Consider the following 24431-nt stretch of genomic DNA (forward strand, 5'->3'; position numbering starts at 1 on the left):
GATCGTCAGTCTATGTCGAATGCTTTGATGAGGTTCCGTACCTGATCGGCACTGAGCTTATTGACGCTGCGGTTTGACAGGGTGATCGCCAACCGGGCGGTCTCCTCCAGTTCCTCCATGGCGTAGACGGCGCTTTCCAGTGTCGCGGCCGTCACCACCGGGCCGTGATTGGCCAGGATGACGGCCGATCTCTGGCCGTCCAGTTCGCGCACGGCTTCGCCCATGGCCGGATCACCCGGCTGGAAATAGGGGAGGACTTTCACGCGGCCGAGCTGCATGATGGAGTAGGGCGTATAGGGCGGCAGGGCGTCGTCGTGATCGGTTTCCGGAAGCATCGACAGGGCGACGGCGTGATGGCTGTGCAGATGCACCACCGCGCCCGAGCGGGTGCCGCGCGTATCGTAGAACGCCGCATGGAGCGGCATTTCCTTGGTCGGCCGGTCGCCGCCGATCAGGGTGCCGTTTTGGTCGAAGCGCGAGAGCCTCGCGGGATCGAGCCGGCCGAAACTGCTTCCCGTCGGCGTCACCAGCAGCCCGCCGTCGTCCGTTCTTGCCGAGATGTTGCCGGTCGATCCGTGCGCCAGGCCGCGGTCGTAGAGCGAGCGGGCAAAATCGCAGATCGTCTCCCTCAGTCTCGTCTCGGTCATGTTCCGACCCGCTGTTCGTGGCCCGGCGTCTCTCCAAGCGCGTCGAGGGCCTTTGAAAAGAAGTCCGGCTGGCCGAAATTCCCGGATTTCAGCGCTAGGCAAAGCCCTGTGTCCGTGTCTCGGACCGCCGGGACACCCGGTGCGATCTCGGGGCCGATTTCGAGGCGTGCGATGCCGAGGCCCTCGACCACGGCGCCGGAGGTCTCGCCGCCGGCGGTGACGATTTTGCGCACGCCGTTTTCGACCAGCGTCCTTGCCACGTCGACGAAGGTCTGCTCGATGCGCGCAGCCGTCTCATCGCGTCCGTGGCGCTGCTGTGCCTCGTTCACACGTGCCGGATCTGCCGAGGAATAGACGATCGGCAAGGCGTCCACGCGCGCAAGCAGCCAATCGGCGATGTGGCCGGCATGCTGCGTTCCGGACATCAGGGCATCGATGTCGATTTCAAAGGCTGGATGATCGCCGATGTAACGCCGGACCTGGCCGCGGGTGGCCTGCGAGCAGGAGCCGGAAAGAACCACGCCGGGACCCGCCGCACCTTTCCAGTCAGCGTAACCGGTCGAATTGTCCGACCGGTCGCGGAAATTTTCCGGCAGCGCCAGCGCGATGCCCGAGCCGCCGGTGACCAGCTTGCGGCCGGCCGCGGCCCTGCCGATCGCAACGAGATCCTCATTCCGAACGGCATCGACGACGACCATCGACCGGCCGGGCACATCAAGGGCATCGCGGATGGCCTCTTGCCCGGCGAAAACCGTCGCCGCATCGATGTGGTCGACGCGCCAGTCGGTCTGGTGCGACAGCCAGCGCCGGATGTCCGGATCGCGCATCGGCGTCAGCGGATGGTCGCGCATGCCGCTTTCGCTCAAAAGCATGCCGCCGACGAAGAGATGCCCCTGATAGACGGAGCGTCCGGTTGCCGGGAAGGCCGGACAGACGATCACCCGGTCCTCGCCGAGACGCTTGGCAAGCGCCTGCGCGACCGGCCCGATATTGCCTTTTTTCGTGCTGTCGAAGGTCGAACAGTATTTGAAGACGATCTGCCGGCATCCCTGGCCGATCAGCCAGTCCGCCGCGGCAAGCGACTTGCCGACCGCGTCTTCCACCGGCTCGGTACGCGATTTGAGCGCGACGATACCGGCCTCGACACCCTCTGCGGCAGGTTGTTCGGGAATGCCGCAATAGAGTGTTGCCCGCATGCCGCCCTGTGCAAGCGTGTTGGCGATGTCGCTCGATCCGGTGAAATCGTCGCCGATACATCCAAGCAGCATGGTTCAGATCTCGATAGTCGCGTGCGGGCCGAGATCGAGGCGCCAGCCGAATGGGATATTGTCCAGTCCGGGAAAGTGCCGCGTCACCAGCGGATCGTGGCCGGGTATGACGAGGTCGCGATGGGTGGCCAATGCCTGGATGGTCTTCCAGCCGTTGTGCATGTCCTCGATGCTGTCGACGATCGGGAAGGACTTCTGATGAATGAAGTTCTCGTAATAATGCGCCGCGTCGGAGGCGAGGCACAGATAACCCTTGTCGGTTTTCACCCGGACCGCCTGAAGCCCGCGCGAATGCCCGCCGACGTGATGCAGCGTGATGCCGGGCGCGACCGCGCCTTCGCCGTCATGGAAAACAACACGGCCCGAATAAACGTGCCGTATCATCTGGCACACGTGCTCGGCGGTGTAGGGCATCTGCAGCGTGTGGTGACACATGCAGGGGCCGGTGGCGAAGGCCATTTCCGCCGACTGGATGTGAAACACCGCATTGGGAAAGGCGTCGAGCCCGCCGGCGTGGTCGTAGTGCAGGTGGGTGATGATCGCGGTGTCGATGTCTTCCGGCGCGATGCCGGCGGCCTTCAGCGCTTCGACCGGATGGCGCAGGACGGGCCGGCCGCGCCGCTCGCCTTCAACGGCGTCATAGCCTGTATCGATGAGGATCGTGCGGTTGCCGTTCCGCGCCACCCAGACGAAGTAGTCCATCGCGTGCGGGCTCGCGTGATCGTCGTCGAAGATGAAGCTGTCGGCCCGCACCCGCTCGTTGCGCTCGGCATACTTGAGCGCGATGACTTGCCAGGTCTCCTCCATCACGTGACGGACCTGTAGGTGACGACCGCCTTGTCTTCGACAAGATCCGCGACGGCTTCGGAAAACACCGCGTAGTGCTCGGTCCCGTGGTGGATTTCGAAGGCCGCTTCGTCGTCATAGAGTTCGTAGAGGAAGACCTCGCCGGGGCGGTCCGCATCGGTGCAGACGTCGAACCTGCGGCATCCTTCCTCGCCATCGCGCGATGCCTCGGCATTGGTCTGCACAGCGCTCAAAAAAGGCTGCCAGTGTTCCGGCTTGATGCGGAAGGTGACGGTGACGGCAAACATCAGGCGGCATTCTCCTTTTTCCCGGTCAGGCGGGTGAAGAGGCGCTGAACGACGGGCAGTTGGCTGAGTATAAGCAGGACGTTGAGGGTCAGCAAAATGGCGGCGCCGGGACGGCTGAAGAAGACCGACGGATCGCCGTCCGATATCAACAGCGATCGGCGGAACGTCTCGTCGAACAGGCCGCCGAGGATCGCGCCGATGACCAGCGGGGCGATGGGATATTTCATGACGTTCATTGCGTAGGCGAACAGCCCCACGCAGATCATCAGGAACAGGTCATTGATGCCGCCGCCGACCGAGAAGGAGCCGATCGTCGTCAGCACCATGACCACTGGCAGGAACACCGTCTGTGGTATGCGCAGGATCATGATGAACACCCGGGCGGTGAAAAGGCCCATGATGAACATGGTGATCGAGGCCATGACCAGGATCGCGACGACACGCAGAATGAGCGCCGGATCGATGGTGGGCCCTGGGATCACGTTGTTGATCTTCAGGGCGCCGAGCAGCGCCGCGGCCGGGGGCGATCCCGGAATGCCGAGCACCAGCAGCGGGATCAGCGCGCCGCCGATCGCCGCGTTGTTGGCGGCCTCCGCCGAGATCAGGCCGTCGACCGACCCTTTGCCGAATTTGCCGCCCTCCCTGGACGAGGCCTTGCCGACGCCGTAGGAAACCCAGCCGGCGACATCCTCGCCCACGCCGGGCAAAGCGCCGACACCGGTGCCGATGGCGCCGGACCGTGTGATGGAGGGGAGACGGCGCAGCACCTCGGCGAACCTTGGAACGATCCGGCCGACCCGGGGCATCTGCGCGGCCATGACGGTGGCCCGCAACCCGTCCATGATCTGCGGGATGGCGAAGGCGCCCATCAGGACCGGCACGATCTGGAAACCGGACAAAAGGTAGGGCCAGCCGAATGTGTAGCGGTCCTCCGACAGGATCGGATCAAGACCCACCATTGCCATGGCGAGGCCGATCAGGCCCGATATCCAGCCCTTGATGACGAGATCGCGGCTCATCAGCGTGCCCGACAAAAGGATGCCGAAGAGCGCCAGCAAAGCCTTTTCCGGCGAGGCGATGTTCCTTGAAATCAACAGCAGCACCCAGACGAAGATCAGCAGACAGACGGTGCCGAAGAGCGTGCCGATGAAGGAGGCGGTCGTGGTGATGCCGAGCGCCTCTCCGCCGCGTCCATTTCTTGTCAGGGGATAGCCGTCCATGGCGGTGGCGGCCGAAGCGGCGGTGCCGGGTATGTTCAAAAGGATCGACGGGTATGAGCCGCCATAAATGGCGCCGACATAGGCGCCGATCAGCGCGATCAGCGATTGCTCGAGCGGGAACTTGTTGCTGAAGAAGCCGGTCAGGATCGTGACCGCCAGTGTCGCCGTCAGTCCGGGCAGGGCGCCGAAGACGATGCCGAGAAAGACCGAGGCGACGAGATAGACATAGGTCACCGGATCGGTCGCGAGATCCGTGAAAGCGAGCCAGAAACCGGCGATCTGCGTGGAGACGAATTCCATGTTACCGGCTGCTCCACAGCGGCTTGAGCGTCACGTAGTAGTGGTAGTCGATCTTTGAGAAAAGCAGGCCCTGGCGGTTGGGGACATTCTGGCGAAAGCCGAAGGCCATGGCGATGACCAGCAGGAGCGGGACGATGATCGCGATAACGGGGGTCAGGCGCACGACACGGGAAACCGGACCCCGGCGGCGCTCGTAGGCGAACATGACAGCCGTGAGCAGCGCGAAGGCAGCGACCGTCGCGATGTCGTCATCGTGCGGTTTCGTCCATTCAGCGCGCGGAAAATGGGCGATGCCGGCATAGAGCGCCGGCAGGAGGACGAGCAGCGTCGACAGTCGCCTGGCAACCGGGTTGCCGGTATGAAAGCCCCAGATCAGGGCGGTGATCAGAAGCGCCGAACAGGCGATGAAATCCACCCGCGGCACCAGCAGGAAAATGTAGGCGCACAGAATGAGCGCGACGCAAAGAAGACGCTCCGCCTCGCCGCCGGTGAAACCGAGCGCCTTGCTGCGTAGCAGCTGTGTCGCGCCGCCGTCCCTAATGGCGATCGCCAGCAGGACGAAAGACAGCAACAGCAAGGCCGAGAAAATACCCAACGGCACCAGGGCGGCAGAGTTGAACCAGGCGCCCTGTACGCCCGCCGCATCGGCCCGGAAGAACGGGATAAGGCTTGTGCGGTAGAGGAAAAATGCACTGACGACGATCAGGAACAAAGCTGTCCAGAAATCGCGCCGGCGCATGATGGTCGTGTCGGCCAATGGGCTGTCCTCGGCGTTCGTAGAGACCATTCCGGCGGTTTCGCCGGAATGGTTGTTGACGGGTCGACCCGACGCCGATCAGGGCTTGGGGATATTCAGGGAGGTGGGGTCGACCTTGGCCGCGCCCAGTTCCCACAGCGTCCAGGCGAAGGTGCTTTCGAGCTTGTCGAAGATGGCCGTCGCCTCGGCGCCGGACTGCCCGCCGATGTCATAATTGTTGGCTGCCGCCCACTCGGCAACGACATCGGACGCGATCGCTTCCTGGAATGCCGCCGTCAGCTTGTCCTTGACGTCCTCGGGGGCCGATGCGTGCACGGCGAAGCCGATGGCCTGCTTCAGGGGCAGATACTTGTCGAGACCGTCATACATCGAGAATGCCGACTTTATGGTCTGCCCGTTGAACTGCGCATCTTCCGGCGTCAGCATGGCCAGCGGCTTCAACTGCCCGCCGGCGATCAGCGGTGCCTGTTCGGCGAGCGAGGTGACGACAAGGTCGACTTCGCCGGCAACGGCCGCTTCCTGGCCGGGTGCGGAACCCTTGTAGGGCACGAATTTGAACGTGGCGCCCGTGCCGTTTTCGACGGCAAGCAGGTTCAGGTGGTGGATCGAGCCGGAACCCGACGCGGCGGCTGGTATGGTGCCCGGCGCCGCCTTGGCGGCCTCGACCAGGTCCTGAAGCGTGTTGTAGGGGCTGTTCGCGGGCACCGAGATCAGGTCGGGCGAGCCTCCGACAATGAACGGATGCCAGTAGTTGAACCGCCGGTCCCAGCCGCCCTGAACGGCCGCGGTGACGTTCGATTCCGAGAGGCCGACAAGCGTGTAACCGTCGTCGGGCTGGTTCATGACGTAGGTCATGCCGTTGGAGCCGGCGACGCCGCCGGTCTGGTTGATTACGGATATGCTGACCGGCAGGTGCTTCTCCATCTCGGCCATGATCATGCGGTTGATGCTGTCGGTTCCGCCGCCGGCGCCCCAGACCACCGCGGTGGTGATGTCGCGGAACGGATATTCCTGTGCCGAGGCGGAAGATACGGCGAGGGAAGCGGCGAGTGCCGCTGCCAAACCGATTGAAGTCGCAAGGTTTTTCATGATTCCTCCCAATGCGGTGTTGCTATGCATAATTTTATGTATACATTAAAAAATACATTGTCAACCAAAGCCCGAACCGCTATCAACAGTGTCGCGCAAGCGCATCCGGCGTGTGGTCCGGCTTCAATGCAGGAAGAATCCATGAAGTCTTCATTTGATATCGCGGTCTTTGAGGGAGACGGCATCGGTCCGGAAATCATGCGGCCGACACTTGCGCTGCTCGACCGGGTCGCCCGCCGCCATCAACTGGCCCTGCGTTTCAACGAGGTTTCCGCCGGCGCCGCGCATTACGCCAGGACCGGCGAGGCACTTCCGCAGGCGTCCATGGATGCCGCGCGGTCGGCGGATGCCGTGCTGCTCGGAGCGATGGGCCTGCCGGATGTGCGCTACGACGACGGCACGGAAATATCCCCGCAGATCGACCTGCGCAGGGAGCTGCATCTGTTCGCCGGCGTGCGCCCGGTAACACTGGCCGAGCACCAACGCTCGCCGATCCGAATCGAGCCGGGCAGGCGGGTGGATTTCGTATTGATCCGGGAGAGCACGGAAGGTCTCTTCTGGTCATTGGGGCGCGGCGAGGTGTCGGACGAGGAAGCGCGCGAGACGCTGGTCATCACCCGCAAGACGTCGGAGAAACTCTTCCGCTTCGCCTTCGACCTTGCGGCGCGCCGCAAGGCCGAAGGCCGGGGCGCGGGCCGCGTGACCTGCGTCGACAAGGCCAATGTCTTCCGTGCCTTTGCCTTTTTTCGCGGCATATTCGACGAGGAGGCCGCTGAGCGCCCGGAGCTGGTCGCCGACCACGCCTATGTGGATGCGATGGCGCTGCGCATGATCCAGACGCCGTGGGACCTGGATGTCCTGGTGACGGAAAACATGTTCGGCGACATATTGTCGGATCTCGGCGCCGGCCTGATGGGCGGGCTCGGCCTGGCGCCCTCCGCCGACATCGGCGACCGGCACGCGGTGTTCCAGCCCTGCCACGGTTCGGCGCCGGACATCGCCGGCCAAGGCGCCGCCAATCCGCATGCGATGATCCTGTCGGCCGCCATGATGCTGGAATGGCTGGGGCATCAACACCAGGTGCCGGCGGCGGTCAGCGCCGGTGACGAGCTTCGCCGGGCGGTCGAGCAAACGCTGTCGGATCAGCGGAGGCTGACGCGGGACCTCGGCGGCGATGCCTCGACCGAGGAGGCAGGTCACGCGGTCGCCGGTTTGCTGGAAGGTGTCGCCGCATGAGGATGCGGCCTCCGGTTCGCGTCGCCTGCGTCGGCGCCGGCTATTTCAGCCGCTTTCATTACGATGCCTGGAACAGGATCGGTGACGCCCTGCCGGTCGCGTCGATCAACCGTGACATCGAGAAGGCGCGGGCAACGGGGCTTACGGCCTACAACGATCTGGACCTCGCCTTGCGGGAAGAACAGCCGGACCTTCTCGACGTCATCACGCCGCCGCCGACGCATCTCGACACCATCCGGCGGGCGCTCGACAGCGGCGTCAAGGCGATCATCTGCCAGAAACCCTTTTGCCGGGATCTTGACGAAGCTGAGGCGGCGGTCGCTCTTGCGCGCGATGCCGGTGCTGTGCTTGTCGTGCATGAGAATTTCCGGTTCCAGCCCTGGTACCGACTGATCAAGAACGAGATCGCCAACGGCCGGATCGGCGCGTTCCAGCAGTTCACCTTCCGGCTGCGGACCGGGGACGGGCAGGGGAGCGACGCCTATCTCGACCGCCAGCCCTATTTCCAGGAGATGCCGCGCCTGCTTGTCCACGAGACCGGGGTGCACTGGATCGACGTTTTCCGCTTCGTTGCAGGTGAGCCGGACGCGGTCTACGCCGACTTGCGGAAGCTCAATCCGGTCATCGCCGGAGAGGACGCCGGCCATATCCTGCTTGATTACCGCTCGGGGGCGCGCTGCCTGTTCGACGGAAACCGCCTTCTGGATCATGCCGCCGAGAACCGGATGCTGACGCTCGGGGAAGGGCTGGTCGAGGGGACCGACGGCACGCTGACGCTCCATGGCGACGGGTCCGTCCGTTTCCGCCGCTTCGGATCGCATGCGGAAACGACACTGCTGGAAGCGCAAAATTATCAGGGATTTGGCGGCGATTGTGTCTACGCGTTGCAAAAACATGTTATCGATGGGCTGGTTCACGGCACGCCGATTGAGAACCGGGCGGAGGACTATCTGGAAAACATCCGGATCGTTGACGCCGTCTATCGGTCAAACGATACGGGAGCACGCATAGACCTTCGATGATGCAGCAAAGGGCGCACATTTTATCCGGCGAACAGAAACCGAGGTCGCAGACGCAGCGTGCGGCCTCCGAACTGCGGCGCATGATTGTCTCGGGCGAACTGCCCGCCGGCTCCAGCTACCTGGAAACCGAGCTGGCCGAGATGCTGGACATGTCCCGTACGCCGGTGCGCGAGGCGACGCTGATGCTGGAAGCGCAGGGCCTCCTGGAGGTGCGACCGAGGAGAGGCGTGAAGATCCTGTCCATCTCTCCGGAGGACATGGAGGAAATCTACCAGATCCTGACCGAGCTGGAGTCGCTCGCCGCCGAGCGGGTGGCGGAGCGCAGCACGTCGCCGGAGATGCTCGAGCCGTTGCGCGAGGCGACGCAGCGCATGGAAGACGCCCTGGCGCGGGACGACCGCGAGGCGTGGGCGGCCGCCGACGAGGATTTTCACACACGACTGGTGGAGCTTTCGGGCAGCGCGCGGCTGAAATCGGTGATCGCCAACTTCAACGACCAGGTGCGGCGCGCCCGGGCCCTGACCCTCTACATCCGGCCGGCGCCGACCAAGTCGAACGCCGATCACCGCGCGCTGATCGCCGCGCTCGAGAAGGGCGATGCGGCGCTCGCCCGCAAGATTCACCGCGAGCACCGGATCGCCGCCAAGTCGCTGATGATATCCCTGCTCAGCAAACACGGCTTCCATCAGATCTGACCAGCCGTACACCGTTCGAGATCACCGTGATCGGTTCACCGGTGCCAAAAAGACTTGGCTCCCCGCCGCGAGGCTGCTTCTATTGGCAAAAAGGGGGATCGATGGCGCGTGGAATTTCGACACTGAGTGAAGGCGACCGCAGGGTGGCCATGGATTCCATCCTGTTCTCCACCGCGCCGGACGATGTTACGAACGACTTGCTGGCCAAGTCGAGCGTGCGCGGCTTTGAACGCGGCGAGACCATTTTTCCGCAAGGGGAACACGCGCACAGCGTCTTTGTCGTGCTCGACGGATGGGTCAAGCTGTTCCGCATCTCCCCGAGCGGGTCGGAGGCGGTGGTTCACGTGCCGACGCGGGGGCAGAGTTTCGGCGAGGCGGCGGCGTTCCGCAGCGATGTCTATCCGGTCACCGCGGAAGCGGCAACGGACTGCCGCCTCCTGCGGGTCCGTGCGGGACTGCTGCTGGAGATGATGAAATCGCGGCCGGAAATCTGCCTGGCAATGCTCGCGTCGACCTACCAGCATCTTCACGGCCTCGTCTCCCAGGTCGAGCGTTTGGCGGCGCAGACCGCGACGCAACGGGTGGTGGAGTTCCTCCTGGAACTGTGTCCGGTGGATGAGGGACCCTGCGCGGTAACGCTTCCTTATGACAAGGCGCTGATCGCAGGACGGCTGGGGATGAAGCCGGAGAGCTTGTCGCGCGCCTTTTCCCGGCTGCGGTCCGTCGGCATCAGGATCAACCAGAACCAGGCGGCGATCTCGGATGTCACCCGGCTGCACAGCTATGTGGAATCCGACAGGTCGGAAACGCTGCGCCGAGCGCAGTGGGCCCGTGTCAGGCGAGATATTCCAGGGTCACGCCCGGCATTGACGCGACGACCGCATCGATCGTCTCGCGCGCGTTCAGGCAAAACGCAGTGGACAAACCATCGGCGAGCGCGGCGCTATTGGCCGAGACGGAAACCAGACGCCACTGCCCGCCGGGCCGGCCGGTCCGCGGATCCAGTATGTGCCCGATCCTACCGTCCGGGTCGAGCACGGTGCCGAGGGGCGCAGACGTTGCCAGCGCCCGGTCGCTCAGCGCTATTTCGCGGACAATATGTCCGTCCGGCGCGGCGATCCCGGCTTTCCACGGCGCGCCGGAAGGGCCGTGGCCGAGGGCTGCGACCTCGCCGATGTCGATGGCCATGTTTCGCAGGTCAAACGATCTCAGTAGCGTCGCGATCTTGTCGGTGATGTAGCCCTGCGCAATGCCGTTGAGTGTGATCGCCATGTCCGGCCTGTCGAACGACAGGGAGCCGCCCTCACGCCTGACATTGAGCCAACCGCACCGGTCCTGCACTGCGACGATCTCATCGTTCGTCGGTCTTTCGCCGGGCGCCGACCGGGTGGCATAAAGCTGCCAGAGCGGCTGCACAGTCGGATCGAAGGTCCCGCCGGTCGTTCGGTGAAGCGCATCGCACTGGCTCATCAGTTCGACAAACTCCGCCGATGCATTGTCGAGACGGCCGACGGCGTTGAGGCGCGCTATTTCAGAGCCGGGCCGATGCAGGCTGAAGATCTGCTCCAACCGGCCTATCTCGGCTTCGACGGCCGCGAAGATGGGCGCGGCTTTTTCCGGTTCCATGCCGACGAAGGTCATGCGGGCGGTGGCGCCCAGCGCAATGCCGCGCCAGCGCGCGACCGGCGCTGCCGCCAGAGCGGCGCCCGGCACAGACGCCGCAGCAGCCGTCAGTGCGAGGAAGCGGCGGCGGGAGAGGCGCGCGCTCACCGGATCTTCTCCTCGCCCGGCAATTCAAACTCGACCGCGCTCAGCACCGTCTCGTCGGGAATCTCGCCAAGCGTTGTGACCCGCCCGCCGCGATCGGCGGCAAAACGGTCGGCGTCGGCCCGGTCCGCGAACGGCACGACCTCTGGCGCGCCCATGCCGCCCTTCGCATCGGAATCGATGACAAAGGCAGCATCGCCGGCCTCGATCCAGTTCGAGGCCCCGGGTTCGTCCCAGCTCTTTGCCACCGACATGTTGCTCACATAGACCGCCGTGACCGGCGCCTCCCGTTCAGCGCTTCTCAGGTAAGCGATCGCATCGCGCACCTGGGCGAAGAAAAGCGGGGCGGGATAGCCCTCCAGATGGATCTGCGCCTTGGGGCCGCCGTGCTCGGCGACATACATCTGGCAATAGTGGCTGAGCGCCGCCTCGGTCAGCGGAACCGGATCGGGCGCCGCGGCCTTTTCCTCGCTGCAGGCTGCAAGGAATGCGACCGCTGCGAACAGCGGTAGTGACAGGCAGCGTTTCATGGTTGAACCCTCCTGAATATCTGGCGCGCGAGAACGAATGCCGCGAGCGGCCAAAGCAGCAGCGATACCGGGGCCGACCATCCGGGCAGGGCGCCGGCAACGCCGGTCATGCCGTTGGCGAGTGCCACGTTTTCCGATGCGCCGACGTTCCACAGCCGGAAGGCGTCCGCCGGATTGAGGACCAGCAGCCAGGGGAAGATCCGGCGGGTGAAGAAGCCGTCATTGTCATAGACGACGGCGCCGAGCAGTCCGAGGTCGTAGAGCACGACGAAAATGAGCCACAGGCCGGCCGCAAGGCCCGCCGCCGCGGTGGGCGACGAGACGGCAGCAGACAGGGCATAGCCGAGTGCCAGGAAGACGGCGCCGAGCAGGATCGAGGTCCCGATCAGCCGCAGCAGTGCCGTCAGGCTCTCCGTGCCCGCGCCGCCGCTCAGCGCGGCCGCCATCCCGGCCGCGCCGAACCCGATGACCATGGCCAGCGCGATCGTGCCGATATGGGCAAGGAACTTGCCGAACAGGATCTCGCCGCGTGACACCGGATAGGTGAGCAGCAGGGCCAGTCCGCCGCGCTCGCTCTCGCCGGCGATCGCATCGAAGGACATCATCAGCGCCAGAAGCGGCGCCAGATAGACCGAGAGGGTCGTCATCGACGCGACCGAAACGGTGAGAAGGTCAACGCCGAGCGCGCCCGTGGGTGCCGCCCCGGCAAAGGTCAGGGCCAGCGCGAACAGCGTCATGATCACGCTCGCCATCAACACCCAGAGATTGCGCCGGGCGATGCGGAGTTCAGCGGCGGCGACGGCAAGGACTCGGGTCATCATGTGCGATCTCCCTGCGAATAGTGGCGATAGAGGTCTTCCAGGCTCGGCGGCGCCATTTCGACGTCGATGACGAGATCGCCGAGCGCCGCGATATGCGCGAGCCGTTGCATCTTGGTCTCCGGGCTGCACAGCAGTTCAACGGACGCGCCGTTGATGCGCTCGCCGCCGATGCGGGCGTGGACTTCCGATGCGTCGTCGTTCTGGGCCGTCAGCCTCAGCCGGATCGGCAGTTCCGCGCGCGCGCTGAGCCGTGCGAGCGTATCGTCGGCGACGATGCGGCCCTTGCGCATGATCGCGATGCGGTCGGTCCTGGCTTCGACTTCGGTCAGCGCGTGGGAGGCGATCAGCACGGCAGTGCCGTTCTGCGCCATCTCGTCGATAATGGCGTAGAGATCATGGCGCGAAATCGGGTCGAGGCCGCTCGTCGGCTCGTCGAGCAGGGCTATGCGGGGCCTGCCGAGCAGCACCTGCGCGAGGCCGAGCCGCTGGCGCATGCCCTTCGACCAGGTTCCGATGCGCCGGTCCGCGGCATCGGCAACGCCGACGCGTTCGAGAAGTTCACCGACGGTCTTGACCGGCGCGCCGGCGAGGCGCGCAAAAAGCGTCAGTTGCTCGCGACCGGTCAGCGCCCTGTGAAAGGCGACGGCCTCCGGCAGATAGGCGGATGCCTTGCGCGCTTCCGCGCTGCCCGGAACCGCGCCCGCAACGCGGATTTCGCCGCCGCTCGGGGTCCACAGGCCAAGGATCAGCTTCATGAGGGTCGTCTTGCCGGCACCGTTGTGGCCGAGCAGGGCGACGCGCTCACCCGGTTTGAGATCGAGGTCCACGGCGTCGAGGGTCCGTACGCGGCCGTGGCTCTTGCATAGCCCGCGTACCGCAAGGACGTCCCGCGCATCGGGCGATGCCGCCCGCGTTTCGGTGCGTTCCGTCATGACGGATCTCCCATTTCCGGTACCGCGATTTCGACCGGGCGCATCAGCGGGCGGCTGTCGACGATGCCGCCCGGCAGCAGCGCCGGGAAGCTCGATTGCGCCCAGCGGACGAGTTGAACGGCGGGCGCCCCCAGCAGCAGTTTGGCCGAGGGCTGCGACCACAGGATGTGATCCATGCTGTCGTTCGGGCGGTAGGGCGCGTCGGCAATGCCGTCGCCGTTGATGTCGTAACCGGCGAAATCGCTCCAGTAGTTGCCGCGTTCCTCGGCCGACCAGTCGAGCCAGCGCGAGCCGACATATTTGACCTGTGTCCTGTTGCCGATGAAGGCATTGCCGGTGATGGCGTTGCGCTCCGAACCGGCGGTGAAGTGTATGCCGATGGAACAGCGTTCGAAACGGTTGTTCTCGATACGGTTCTTGTGCGCGTTGTAGAGGAACACGCAGCGGTTCCTGCCGTTGCGGATCAGGTTGCCGGAGACGTACGACTGGTTGGCGTAGTTGAGCATGATCCCGTGCTCGTCATCGCCGATGGACACGTTGTCCGTGACCTTGACCCGCTTGGAGAACATCACCGCGTAACCGAGATCGTTGCCGATCGAGATGTTGCCCGAGACCTCGCTGTCGTTGGCGTACATGTAGTGCACGGCAAAGCGCAGGTCGCGGAAGCGGTTGCCGGTGAATTTGTTCTTCTTCGACGTGTTGACGAAGATGCCGTCGCGGCCCCAGCTTATGTCGTTGCCGTCGACAATCGCGCCCGGCGCGTTCCAGACATAAACGCCGTTGCCGCGTTCGTTCATGCGGTGGTCACGGCGGCCGACAATGACATTGCCGGCGACGCGTGAATCCTTCGCGCCGTGGATGTCGACACCGTAGAGATTGCCGATGATCCGGTTATTCTCGACGATGGCGCGGTCGGCCTTGCGGCCGAGGCTGACGCCGGCGTCGATGGTGTCGTGCGAGGAGCCCGATCCGCTGATAGTCAGGCCGCGGATCGTAACGTCCGGCGCGATAACGGTCACGACGCTTCCCTCACCGGTGCCTTCAATGGCCGCCTCGCCGCCGCCATCGAGTGTCAATGAGCGGTCGATCTCGAAGTGGCCAACGTGGACACCGGGAGCGAGGCGCAGGACATCGCCGTCCTGCGCCTTGCCGATTGCGGTTGCGAGCGCCCCGGGCTCGGCAGGCACGTGCCGTTCCGCCGCCAGACTGGCCAGCGGCAGAAGCAGCAGTGTGACAAGGAGAACGAGGCGCTTCATGGTCAGGTTGCCCTCGGCTCGACAAACATGCGTCCGCGCATTTCCATGTGCAGGGCATGGCAGAACCACTGGCAGTAGAACCAGTGCACGCCCGGCCGTTCGGCAACGAAGGTGACCGACGCCGTCGCCTGCGGCGCAACCTCGATGGCGACGCCGAAATTGGACAGGCAGAAGCCGTGGGTCAGATCATCGATGTCGTCGAGGTTGGTGATGTATATGGTCACCTCGTCGCCCTGCTTAACCGTGAATTTCTCCAGGCTGAAGGTCGGCGCGACGGAGGTCATGTAGACACGCACCTTGTTGCCGTCGCGGATCGGCTCGTCGGCACCGTCCTCGAGGTCGACGCCGTCGGCGGCGGCCTGCTGGCGGGCCTCCTCCCACGTCGGATCGTTGCGGTCCCAGATGGTGACCGGGTTCACCTTCGAACGGTGGACGATGATGCTGTCATGCGGCTCGGCGAAGGTCGGGCCGTCATGGACCACCTTCATCTCGTCGCCGGAGATGTCGATGAGCTGTTCGTTCTCGGGCTTCAGCGGTCCGACATTGAGGAAGCGGTCCTTGGAGAACTTGTTCATCGAGATCAGCCACTTGCCGTCGGCTTCCGCCGTCTCGCCCATGGAGGTCGAGTTGTGGCCCGGCTGATAGTGGACGTCGACCTTGGAGATGATCGGGTCAACATCGGCGCCGCCATAGGCCTGGATCGCCTTGTCCATGCTCCACTTGGCAACCTGGCTGTCGAGGAACAGTGTGGTGAAGCAGTTGCCCTTGCCGTCGAAGGCCGTGTGGAGCGGCCCGAGACCGAGCTGCGGCTCGGCGACGATGCAGGAACGCGGATCGGCGTCCTCCTCGAACAGTGCCGGGACTTTCTCCACGTCGATGACAGAGACGGTCGGCGACAGCTTGCCGTTGATGACGATGTGACGCTTGTCAGGCGCCGCGTTGCAGCCGTGCGGGCTGTTGGGGATCGACACGTAACGGGTGAAACGCGAACCCTTGCGGCCGTCGACGACCGGCACGCCCTGAAGTTCCTGATAGTCGCCCGCCGCGACGGCCTCCTCGATCGCCTTGATGTCGAAAATCACCGCGTGGTCGGTTTCGCTCTCCGTCATCTCGGCGAGATTGGTCCCCATCTCCGAGTTGTAGCTGGTGGCGAAGGCGTATTTGCCCTGATAGTCGGCGTCGCAATTGTCGAGGTTGCCGCTGACGATCACCTGCCAGGCCACCTTCATCTCATCGCCGTCGATGGCGGTGAAGATGTTGACGTATTCCTCGGGCTTGTCGAGGATCGTGCCGTCATTGACCAGCGGCGCCTCATGCTCGCCATTGGCGAACACGTAGCCGGTGCGCGGGAATTTCTGCGGCCGCAGACCGTGGATGTCCTTGGCGTTCGGGATCTCGATGATCTTGTCGCATTTCATCACGTCGCAGCGGATGCGGGCGACGCGGGTGTTGGCCTTGTCGTTGGCGAACAGGTAGCGGCCGTCATAGGTGCCGTCCGTGAAGGACATGTGCGGGTGGTGCAGGTCGCCATTGTCATAGGTGACCTTGCCCTGGGCGGCCAGATAAGCCTTGGTCTCGGGGAGCAGTCCCTCGGTCAGCACCTTGAGCGACTCGTTGGTCTGGCCCCAACCCGTTGCGGAGCAGCGGTTGAAGACCGGAATGCGCATCAGTTCGCGCATCGACGGAACGCCGAGGATACGCACCTCGCCGGTCTGGCCGGAGGACCAGAAGCCGTAATATTCGTCGAGCTCGCCGGGTGCCAGCGCGAAATCCCCCTCGGCCGCGCGGGCGGGCCCGGCGCCGGACGCCAAAATACCTGTGCCGGCCGCGGCAAGGACCGCGCCGCCCGCCGTGGCGCCGAGCAGATCACGCCGGTTGATGGTCAGTGACTTTCCTTTGTCAGACATGGGCTTTCTCCTTTTTAGAAGCCGGTTTGGCGGCGGCCTGCGGTGCCGCCGTGAAACTTTTCTTGTTGCGCGCCTCGAAGGCGGCGCGGCTCTTGAGCTTGCGCATGACCACCGGACACTTGGTGCCGGACTGGTACAGAACCTGGCAGTGCAGGCAGTTGACGCATTCGTTGGGATTGATCTCGCCGGTCGGATGGATGGCCTGCACCGGGCACTCGTTGGCGCAGGTCCGGCACGGATGGCCGCACTCGTGATAGCGCATGAGCCAGTCGAACATGCGCATGCGGGCCGGGATCGCGAGCGCCGCGCCGAGCGGGCACAGGTAACGGCAGTAGAAGCGCTCGACAAAAAGGCCGATCACCAGGAGGCCGACCGCGAAGAGAACGAAGGGCCAGGCGCGAGCAAATTTCAGGATGATCGCCGTCTTGAACGGCTCCACCTCTGCCATGGTCTCGGCGAGCGGGATGGAGGCCAGCGATACGCCGAACAGGCCGAGGAAAATCATGTATTTGACCGGCCACAGGCGCTCGTGCAGCCCCCAGGGCAGTTCCCATTGCGGAACCTTGAGCGCGCGTGCAATGCGGTTGGTCAGCTCCTGCAGCGCGCCGAAGGGGCACAGCCAGCCGCAATAGGCGCCGCGTCCCCAGAAGACCAGCGCCGCGGCGACCGAGAACCACAGGATGAAGATCATCGGATCGAGCAGGAAGGCGTCCCAGGTAAAGCCCTCCTTCAGCGCGCCGGCAAGCGCCATCAGGTTCACCACCGAGAGCTGGGCGTTGGCGTACCAGCCGAGGAAGAAAAGCGTCATGGTCAGGAAGCCCATGCGGAACCAGAACAGGAAGCGCTCGTTGCGGGTCCACTGGAACTGGAAGAAGAAGACGCCCGTCAGCACGGCCAGCATGGCGGCAAGCACGGCGATCTCGAATTTCCGGTCGAGCCAGATGCGCTGCCACAGCGCGGCTTTCGCGGCGGCTTCCTCCGCGCTTGCATCGGGGGCAGGGGCCAGCGGCAGCAGGTATCTCTCGGGCAGGCGGTAGCCGAGATCGAAGGTCAGGAAGCTCTTGTCGACCGGGCCCGTCGCGCGCTGGGCCAGAAGTTGCAGGCGCCAGGGTTCGGCCGGATCGAATTCCGCGTCGGCGGGGATCTTGAAGAGATCGAGTTCGGTGAAGCTCGGCGCGCCGGGGGCGGCGATCTCCCCCAGCCGGCGGTGCTGCCGGTCGAAGAAGCGCACCGAACGGTCGCCCTGGATGAGCTGGATGCGGTCGAATATGCCGCCGCGCACGTAACCGGATCCCTTGAAGGAATAGCGGCCGCGTCCGGCGACGAGAATGGCGTGCTCGCCGTCCTGCAGCCAGTCCTGCAGGTTGGCGTATTCGGCTTCGCCGAGCAGGCTGAGGCCGATGGCCGGGACACTGACGAGCGCGGCCTTCATGTCGATAAACGTGTCGGCGTCCGGGCCGCGTTCCGGCCGGGCGGCGGCACGCGCGTCGCCGGAGGCTGCGAAGGCCTGGTTGATCTGGCCGACATCGAGGTTCAGCGTGCGCACGGAGCCGTCGCCGGACAGCGTCATCCAGTCCTCGGTCGCGAGCAGATCCGGATTGATCTGCCGCCGCGGCCCGGCGGCCGCCTCCGGCGCCAGACCGCCGAGGCCAAGCGCCCGGGCAACCTTCAGACCGGCGCGCACGATCGAATCGTCGATGACCATGATGGTCACGGTCGCGCCCGATATGATGTCGAGGTCGTGCGCCGATCCGCCCGCGGCGGCTTCGGCTTTCAGGTCGAGACCGGCATAGCTTTCGGTGAGGCGCTGAACCTTCGCATCGGGAATGCCGATCAGGACGATGGGCTCGGCGTGTTCGACGAGCTGAACGCCGGTCAGGACCGCATCGTCCGAGACGGCAGCAACGACATGGATCGGCTTGCCGGAATAGCCGGTGGTGCCGACGAAATCGGATGTCAGGAACGCCCAGCCGACGGTTTCGCCGCCTTTCAGCACCGGGGCGACCGGAATGTCCGTGCGCATGCCACCGAAGCCGGTGGCGCCGGGGACGAGGTTTTCCGGCTCGATCTTGCCGAGGAACCGCGGCAGTTGCGGATCGGCGGCAATGGCGGGCAGCGCGAACAGAATCGCGGCCAGAACAAATATTGCCTTCAGATAGGACCCGATGCGCACAGCAGCTCTCCGTGGAATACAGGAGGACTACTGTCAGCTTTCGGACCCAATCTCCTTGACTTCTGTCAAGTGACTCCAAAATTTCGGTGGTTTGCGACGATTGGCGCGACTTCCCATGTGGACGCGGTTATCGAGCGCTGTCACCCCGATGCAACATTCATCGCCGTTTCTGCCGTTGAGTGCGGCAGATTGACCGAAAACGTAAGGTAACCGTTGATTTTTTTCGATGAATCAAGCTAACTGACCAAACATATTCTTTTGGGGGGATAGCTTGATGATGGGTCAAAGCGTCCGGTCTGCCTTGTTGGCATCCGCGGCCATGGTTTCGGTCAGCCTTTGTGCGGCGCCGTCCTGGGCGGACGAGCCTTCGCCAGCCAATACATGGGAAGGGTTCTACGGCGGCATCAGCGGCGGGATCGGTTCCTTCAACGGACGCGCCATGGACTGGGAATTTGACATTTTCGAAAGCCCGGACGGCGACATCGATCTGCGCGGCTTTGCCGGCATTTTCGGCGCACAGGCGGGCTACAATTATCAGCTCGGCGGCCTTGTCATTGGCCTCGAGGGCGATGTGAGCTGGACCGGTTTCAGTGAAGGCAGGTCGTTTGATGACGACACCTACTACGTCAAGGCGAATATGGACTGGCTGGCGACGGTTCGCGGGCGCATGGGCCTCGCCAACGAGCAGGCGATGGCCTATGTCACCGGCGGCCTGGCGCTCGCCGGTGTCGAGCATTGCGCCAACGAAGGTGACCCGTGCTCGATCGATGGGGATGATGCCATCGCCTGGAGCGGTACGCAGCCGGGCCTCGTTGCCGGCGCCGGTGTCGAGGCGCGGCTCTCGGACCGCTGGTCCTTCAAATCGGAATATCTCTATCTCGTTACCGCCAACAAGAATGTCATTTACGATACAGGCGGCGGCGACGTGGACTTCGGCTTCGATGCGCATATCTTCCGCGTCGGCTTGAACTATCATCTTGGCGGATTGCCGACGGGTGGCGGTTCCGACATGTATGCTGGTGGGCCCTGGCAGGGCCTTTATGCCGGCGTGAACGGCGGGATCGGCTCCTTCAACGGCCGGGCCATTGACTGGCACTGGGGCACATTCAGAGGTCCGGACGCCGATATCGATCAGCGCGGCTTTGCCGGGATTTTCGGCGCCCAGGCCGGCTACAACCACCAGCATGGCGGGTTTGTCTTCGGCTTCGAGGGCGATGTGAGCTGGACCGGTTTCAGCGAAGGCAGAGTATACCTCGATGACACCATTCCCGACAGCTATGTCAAATCCAACATGGACTGGCTGGCGACTGTGCGCGGGCGCATGGGTGTGGCTAACGACCAGGCCATGGCCTATGTCACCGGCGGCCTGGCGCTGGCCGGCGTCGAGCACTGCGCCAACAGTGATCATGACGCCCCGTGTTCGATCGACAACGATGAGAACATCGCCTGGAGCGGCACGCAGCCGGGCCTCGTGGCAGGCGCCGGCGTCGAGGCGCGGCTCTCGAACCGGTGGTCGTTCAAGTCGGAATATCTCTATCTTGTCACCGCCGACAAGAACATCGTCTACAATTCGGTACTCGATCACGACATCGATTTCGGCTTCGATGCGCATATCTTCCGGGTCGGGCTGAACTATCACCTGGGCGGATTGCCCACCGGCGGTTCCGACATTCCGTCCGGCGGGCCATGGCAAGGCCTTTATGCCGGCGTCAGCGGCGGCATCGGCTCGTTCAACGGGCGGACCATGGACTCGAGCGTGGATTTGGTCGAAAATCCAGACGGCGATTTCGATCTGCGCAGTTTTGCCGGGATCTTCGGCGCCCAGGCCGGCTACAACTATCAGATGGGCGGCCTTGTCTTCGGCTTCGAGGGCGATGCGAGCTGGACCGGTTTCAGTGAAGACGATACGCTCGATGGCGGCGATCACTACGTCAAGGCGAATATGGACTGGCTGGCAACGGTGCGCGGGCGCATGGGCGTCGCCAATGACAAGGCCATGGCATATGTCACCGGAGGGCTGGCGCTGGCCGGCGTCGAGCATTGCGCAAATGACAACGACCCCTGCTCGATCGATGGTGACGACGACATTGCCTGGAGCGGCACGCAGCCGGGCCTCGTGGCCGGCGCCGGCGTCGAGGCACGGCTGTCGGACCGCTGGTCGTTCAAGTCGGAATATCTCTATCTCGTCACCGCCGACAAGAACCTGGTCTACGACACGACCAACGGCCAGGATGTCGATTTCGGTTTCGACGCGCATATCTTCCGGGTCGGGCTGAACTACAAGTTCAACGTGCCGCCGCTGATGTAGTCGTTGCAGGTGTGGATGCCGTCATCGAGACGCTCCAGTAGGATTTCTGCGGGAGGCGTGAGACGATGCATGTCACCCCGATGCAACATTCGTCGCCGTTTCTACCGTTGAGTGCGGCAGATTGGCCGCAATTGTAAGTTAAACGTTGATTTTTTTCGATGAATCAAGCTTACTGGCCGGGCATTTTTGGGGGAAATGCTTGATGGTGGGTCAAAGCATCCGGTCTGTTTTATTGGCATCCGCGGCCATGGTTTCGGTCAGCCTTTATGCGGTGCCGTCCTGGGCGGATGAACCTTTGCCGGTCAATACTTGGGAAGGGTTCTACGGCGGCGTCAGCGGCGGGATCGGCTCCTTCAACGGGCGCGCCACAGACTGGGGCTTCGACCTCTTTGAAAATCCGGACGGTGATTTAGATTTACGCGGTTTTGCCGGTATCTTCGGCGCACAGGCGGGCTACAATTACCAGCTCGGCGGCCTTGTCATCGGCCTTGAAGGCGATGTGAGTTGGACGGGTTTCAATGAGGATGAGGCTTTTCGTACAGGCTTCTCCTATGTCAAGGCGAATATGGACTGGCTGGCGACGGTGCGCGGGCGCATGGGCCTCGCCAACGACCAGGCCATGGCCTACGTCACCGGCGGCCTGGCGCTGGCCGGCGTCGAGCATTGCGCCAATGACCACAATCCGTGCTTGATCAATGGCCTTGACGATATCGCCTGGAGCGGCACGCAGCCCGGCCTCGTGGCGGGCGTCGGCGTCGAAGCACGGCTGTCGGACCGCTGGTCCTTCAAGTCGGAATATCTCTATCTCGTCACCGCCGACAAGAATGTTGTTTACAACACAGTGGACAATCAGGATGTCGATTTCGGCTTCGATGCGCATATCTTCCGGGTCGGGCTGAACTATCATCTGAGCGGATTGCCGACAGGCGGCGGTTCCGACATGTATGCTGGCGGGCCCTGGCAGGGCATCTATGCCGGTGTGAGCGGCGGGATCGGCTCTTTCAACGGGCGGGCGACGGATTGGGATCGCGGTACCATTTCGGATCCTGACGGCGATATCGATCAGCGCGGTTTTGCCGGAATCTTCGGCGCCCAGGCCGGCTATAACCACCAGATGGGCGGTCTTGTCTTTGGCATCGAGGGTGATGTGAGCTGGACCGGTTTCAGCGAGGAAAGAGCGTTCCTCGACGGAACCTCTCTCGACAGCTATGTCAAATCCAACATGGACTGGCTGGCGACGGTGCGCGGACGCATGGGCGTCGCCAACGACCAGGCCATGGCCTATGTCACCGGCGGCCTGGCGCTGGCCGGCGTCGAGCATTGCGCCAACAACGATCCGAGTGCCCCATGCTCGATCGACAACGATAACAACATCGCCTGGAGCGGCACGCAGCCGGGCCTCGTGGCGGGCGCGGGCGTCGAGGCGCGGCTGTCGGACCGCTGGTCCTTCAAGTCCGAATATCTCTATCTCGTCACCGCCGACAAGAACATCGTTTACAACACAGTAGATGATGAGGACATCGATTTCGGCTTTGACGCGCATATCTTTCGGGTGGGCCTGAACTATCACCTGGGCGGGTTGCCTGCGGGCGGTTCCGAGATCCCGTCCGGCGGGCCCTGGCAGGGCGTTTATGCCGGCGTGAGCGGCGGCATCGGCGCCTTCAACGGGCGCGCCATGGACTGGAGCTGGGATATGTTCAGGCGGCCGGACGGCGATTTCGATCTGCGCGGCTTTGCCGGCATCGCCGGCGCCCAGGCCGGTTACAACTACCAGATGGGCGGCTTCGTTTTTGGCCTCGAGGGCGATGTGAGCTGGACCGGTTTCAGTGAAGACAAATTATTCTACGATAGAGTCACTCCGGCCGACACCTACGTCAAGGCGAATATGGACTGGCTGGCGACGGTGCGCGGGCGCATGGGCGTCGCCAACGACAAGGCCATGGCCTATGTCACCGGCGGCCTGGCGCTGGCCGGCGTCGAGCATTGCGGTAATGATGACGCCCCGTGCTCGATCGACAACGATGACAACATTGCGTGGAGCGGCACGCAGCCGGGCCTGGTGGCTGGCGCCGGCGTCGAGGCGCGGCTCTCGGATCGCTGGTCCTTCAAGTCGGAATATCTCTATCTCGTCACCGCCGACAAGAACCTGGTCTACGACACGACCAACGGCCAGGAAGTGGAATTCGGCTTCGACGCACATATCTTCCGGGTCGGGCTGAACTACAAGTTCAACGTGCCGCCGCTTATGTAGTCGCCACATGCGCATGCCGTCGTCGAAACGCTCGGCAAATTCTATTGCCGCGGCGCCGCCAGCGATTGCCGCTCCACGATACGGGTTTCAAGCCTCCGGCTTCGCGGCCGGCGGTTCTCGAGGGCCGTGAAAAGAGCGGTCGCCGCCGACCGGCCCATCCTGCCGTGCGGGACATGAACGGTCGTGATACCCGGTTCGACGACCGTTGCCAGTTCGATGTCGTCGAAACCGGTCACCGAGATGTCCCGCGGAACCTCAACACCCATCGATTTGGCCCTGATGATCGCGCCGGCTGCCAAAACGTCATTGCCGCAGACGATGGCGGTCGGGCGCCTGTCGCCGCTGACGATTGTCTCGAACACATCACCGGCGGCATCGATGCTGTAGGCACATTCCGTCACCGCAAGGCCCGGTATTCCATGGTCGGACAGCGCCTGTCGCACGCCGGACAGCCGGTCTCTCGCCCGGTCGTTGCTGTCGGTGACGCCGGCGATCATGGCGATGTCGCGGTGCCCGTATCCGACGACGCGTTCGGCCATCTCGTACGCGGCTCGGAAATTGTCGAAGCCGACAAAGGTGTGGCGCGCGCCCTTGCGGTGGTTCCAGGCAAGCACATAGGGAATCCGGCGCTTCGCCAGATAATCGTAGACCTCATTGTCGCGGTCATCGCCGATCAGCAGCAGGGCATCGACCCCGCGCGCGATCAGCGACCTGATCTGCTTTTCCTCAACGTCCTTTCGGTAGGAGGAACTGGCGACCAGCAGGCTGGCCCCGCGATTGCTGATTTCCTCCTGGAAGGCCTGCAGGCCTTTCGCGAAGATCGCATTGTCCATGGTCGGGATAACGGCGCCGATGGTGTTGGTGCGCTTCGCCGCCATCGCCTGGGCGCCGAAATTCGGCGTGTAGCCGAGTTCGCCGACCACCTGCATGACCCGCTCACGGGTCGAGCGCCTGACGGTCTCGGGCCTGCTGAGGCAGCGCGAGACCGTTGCCGTCGAGACCTTTGCCTGACGGGCGACATCTTCCAGCGTCGGAAGCTGAAATTTCTCCAAGGACGTCTCCCGGATTCGAACCGTGCCAAGATAATGGCGCGGCATATCAAAATGCAAGCCTTTACATTGGGCAATGCAAGCGCTTACATTCCTGTGAGGAGCACAG

20 protein-coding genes and 1 pseudogene are annotated in these 24431 nt (G+C 63.9%); 6 read left to right on the plus strand and 15 right to left on the minus strand.

Annotated elements, in window-relative coordinates:
* Positions 1-5: 5 nt before the first annotated feature.
* The 7 genes from otnC to E4M07_RS02930 are packed head-to-tail and all read right to left on the minus strand — an operon-like array spanning position 6 to position 6375.
* Complete coding sequence (otnC, locus tag E4M07_RS02900) at positions 6-647, minus strand: 3-oxo-tetronate 4-phosphate decarboxylase (RefSeq protein ID WP_136656776.1); 642 nt, start codon at positions 645-647, stop codon at positions 6-8.
* Positions 644-1915: a 3-oxo-tetronate kinase gene (otnK, locus tag E4M07_RS02905; RefSeq protein ID WP_136656777.1), complete on the minus strand. Its 1272-nt coding sequence runs from the start codon at positions 1913-1915 to the stop codon at positions 644-646. The genes otnC and otnK overlap by 4 nt, the downstream gene beginning before the upstream one ends.
* A 3-nt stretch (positions 1916-1918) precedes the next feature.
* Positions 1919-2722 carry an N-acyl homoserine lactonase family protein gene (locus E4M07_RS02910; RefSeq protein WP_136656778.1) on the minus strand — a complete coding sequence of 268 codons (804 nt, stop codon included), beginning with the start codon at positions 2720-2722 and terminating at the stop codon, positions 1919-1921.
* Positions 2722-3009 carry a putative quinol monooxygenase gene (locus tag E4M07_RS02915; protein ID WP_136656779.1) on the minus strand — a complete coding sequence of 96 codons (288 nt, stop codon included), beginning with the start codon at positions 3007-3009 and terminating at the stop codon, positions 2722-2724. Before E4M07_RS02915 ends, E4M07_RS02910 begins: the two co-directional genes overlap by 1 nt.
* Positions 3009-4529, minus strand: coding sequence for a tripartite tricarboxylate transporter permease (locus tag E4M07_RS02920; RefSeq protein ID WP_136656780.1), 1521 nt, complete (start codon positions 4527-4529; stop codon positions 3009-3011). The genes E4M07_RS02915 and E4M07_RS02920 overlap by 1 nt, the downstream gene beginning before the upstream one ends.
* A gap of 1 nt (position 4530) precedes the next feature.
* On the minus strand, positions 4531-5316 hold the full coding sequence (locus E4M07_RS02925; protein WP_246660341.1) for a hypothetical protein: 786 nt from the start codon (positions 5314-5316) through the stop codon (positions 4531-4533).
* A gap of 48 nt (positions 5317-5364) precedes the next feature.
* On the minus strand, positions 5365-6375 hold the full coding sequence (locus tag E4M07_RS02930) for a tripartite tricarboxylate transporter substrate binding protein (protein ID WP_136656781.1): 1011 nt from the start codon (positions 6373-6375) through the stop codon (positions 5365-5367).
* A gap of 141 nt (positions 6376-6516) precedes the next feature.
* Between E4M07_RS02930 and E4M07_RS02935 the strand changes: the two genes are divergently transcribed.
* The 4 genes and pseudogenes from E4M07_RS02935 to E4M07_RS29475 form a co-directional block, all read left to right on the plus strand.
* Entirely contained in the window at positions 6517-7611 is a 1095-nt protein-coding gene (locus E4M07_RS02935) for an isocitrate/isopropylmalate family dehydrogenase (RefSeq protein ID WP_136656782.1), read from the plus strand.
* The gene (locus E4M07_RS02940; protein WP_206057162.1) at positions 7608-8633 is read left to right on the plus strand and encodes a Gfo/Idh/MocA family oxidoreductase; all 1026 of its coding nucleotides are present in this window, start codon (positions 7608-7610) and stop codon (positions 8631-8633) included. Before E4M07_RS02935 ends, E4M07_RS02940 begins: the two co-directional genes overlap by 4 nt.
* Positions 8630-9328: a GntR family transcriptional regulator gene (locus E4M07_RS02945; protein WP_136656783.1), complete on the plus strand. Its 699-nt coding sequence runs from the start codon at positions 8630-8632 to the stop codon at positions 9326-9328. Before E4M07_RS02940 ends, E4M07_RS02945 begins: the two co-directional genes overlap by 4 nt.
* A 149-nt stretch (positions 9329-9477) precedes the next feature.
* Positions 9478-10047 (plus strand): annotated as a pseudogene (locus E4M07_RS29475) (Crp/Fnr family transcriptional regulator); the annotation flags it as partial.
* Positions 10048-10162: 115 nt separating this feature from the next.
* Here the strand turns inward: E4M07_RS29475 and E4M07_RS02955 are convergent.
* Genes E4M07_RS02955 through E4M07_RS02985 form a run of 7 tightly spaced genes read right to left on the minus strand, consistent with a single transcriptional unit; the run spans position 10163 to position 18714 of the window.
* On the minus strand, positions 10163-11098 hold the full coding sequence (locus E4M07_RS02955) for an FAD:protein FMN transferase (protein ID WP_136656784.1): 936 nt from the start codon (positions 11096-11098) through the stop codon (positions 10163-10165).
* Positions 11095-11625, minus strand: a complete 531-nt coding sequence (locus E4M07_RS02960; RefSeq protein ID WP_136656785.1) for a nitrous oxide reductase accessory protein NosL — start codon at positions 11623-11625, stop codon at positions 11095-11097. Before E4M07_RS02960 ends, E4M07_RS02955 begins: the two co-directional genes overlap by 4 nt.
* Entirely contained in the window at positions 11622-12446 is an 825-nt protein-coding gene (locus tag E4M07_RS02965; RefSeq protein ID WP_206057163.1) for an ABC transporter permease subunit, read from the minus strand. The genes E4M07_RS02960 and E4M07_RS02965 overlap by 4 nt, the downstream gene beginning before the upstream one ends.
* On the minus strand, positions 12443-13378 hold the full coding sequence (locus E4M07_RS02970; RefSeq protein ID WP_136656786.1) for an ABC transporter ATP-binding protein: 936 nt from the start codon (positions 13376-13378) through the stop codon (positions 12443-12445). The genes E4M07_RS02965 and E4M07_RS02970 overlap by 4 nt, the downstream gene beginning before the upstream one ends.
* Positions 13375-14634: a nitrous oxide reductase family maturation protein NosD gene (locus E4M07_RS02975; RefSeq protein WP_136656787.1), complete on the minus strand. Its 1260-nt coding sequence runs from the start codon at positions 14632-14634 to the stop codon at positions 13375-13377. The genes E4M07_RS02970 and E4M07_RS02975 overlap by 4 nt, the downstream gene beginning before the upstream one ends.
* Positions 14635-14636: 2 nt before the next feature.
* Positions 14637-16541, minus strand: coding sequence for a TAT-dependent nitrous-oxide reductase (nosZ, locus tag E4M07_RS02980; RefSeq protein WP_136656788.1), 1905 nt, complete (start codon positions 16539-16541; stop codon positions 14637-14639).
* A complete protein-coding gene (locus tag E4M07_RS02985) occupies positions 16534-18714 on the minus strand; it encodes a NosR/NirI family protein (protein ID WP_136656789.1) in 2181 nt (726 codons plus the stop codon). Before E4M07_RS02985 ends, nosZ begins: the two co-directional genes overlap by 8 nt.
* Before the next feature lie 274 nt (positions 18715-18988).
* Between E4M07_RS02985 and E4M07_RS02990 the strand changes: the two genes are divergently transcribed.
* Positions 18989-21022: an outer membrane beta-barrel protein gene (locus E4M07_RS02990; protein ID WP_136656790.1), complete on the plus strand. Its 2034-nt coding sequence runs from the start codon at positions 18989-18991 to the stop codon at positions 21020-21022.
* A 202-nt stretch (positions 21023-21224) separates the two neighbouring features.
* Entirely contained in the window at positions 21225-23273 is a 2049-nt protein-coding gene (locus E4M07_RS02995) for an outer membrane beta-barrel protein (RefSeq protein ID WP_136656791.1), read from the plus strand.
* Between the two features lie 41 nt (positions 23274-23314).
* Here the strand turns inward: E4M07_RS02995 and E4M07_RS03000 are convergent, their stop codons facing one another.
* Positions 23315-24325, minus strand: a complete 1011-nt coding sequence (locus E4M07_RS03000) for a LacI family DNA-binding transcriptional regulator (RefSeq protein ID WP_246660342.1) — start codon at positions 24323-24325, stop codon at positions 23315-23317.
* Positions 24326-24431: the final 106 nt, after the last annotated feature.

The sequence above is a fragment of the Nitratireductor sp. XY-223 genome, assembly GCF_004959855.1.
Lineage (GTDB): Bacteria > Pseudomonadota > Alphaproteobacteria > Rhizobiales > Rhizobiaceae > Hoeflea_A.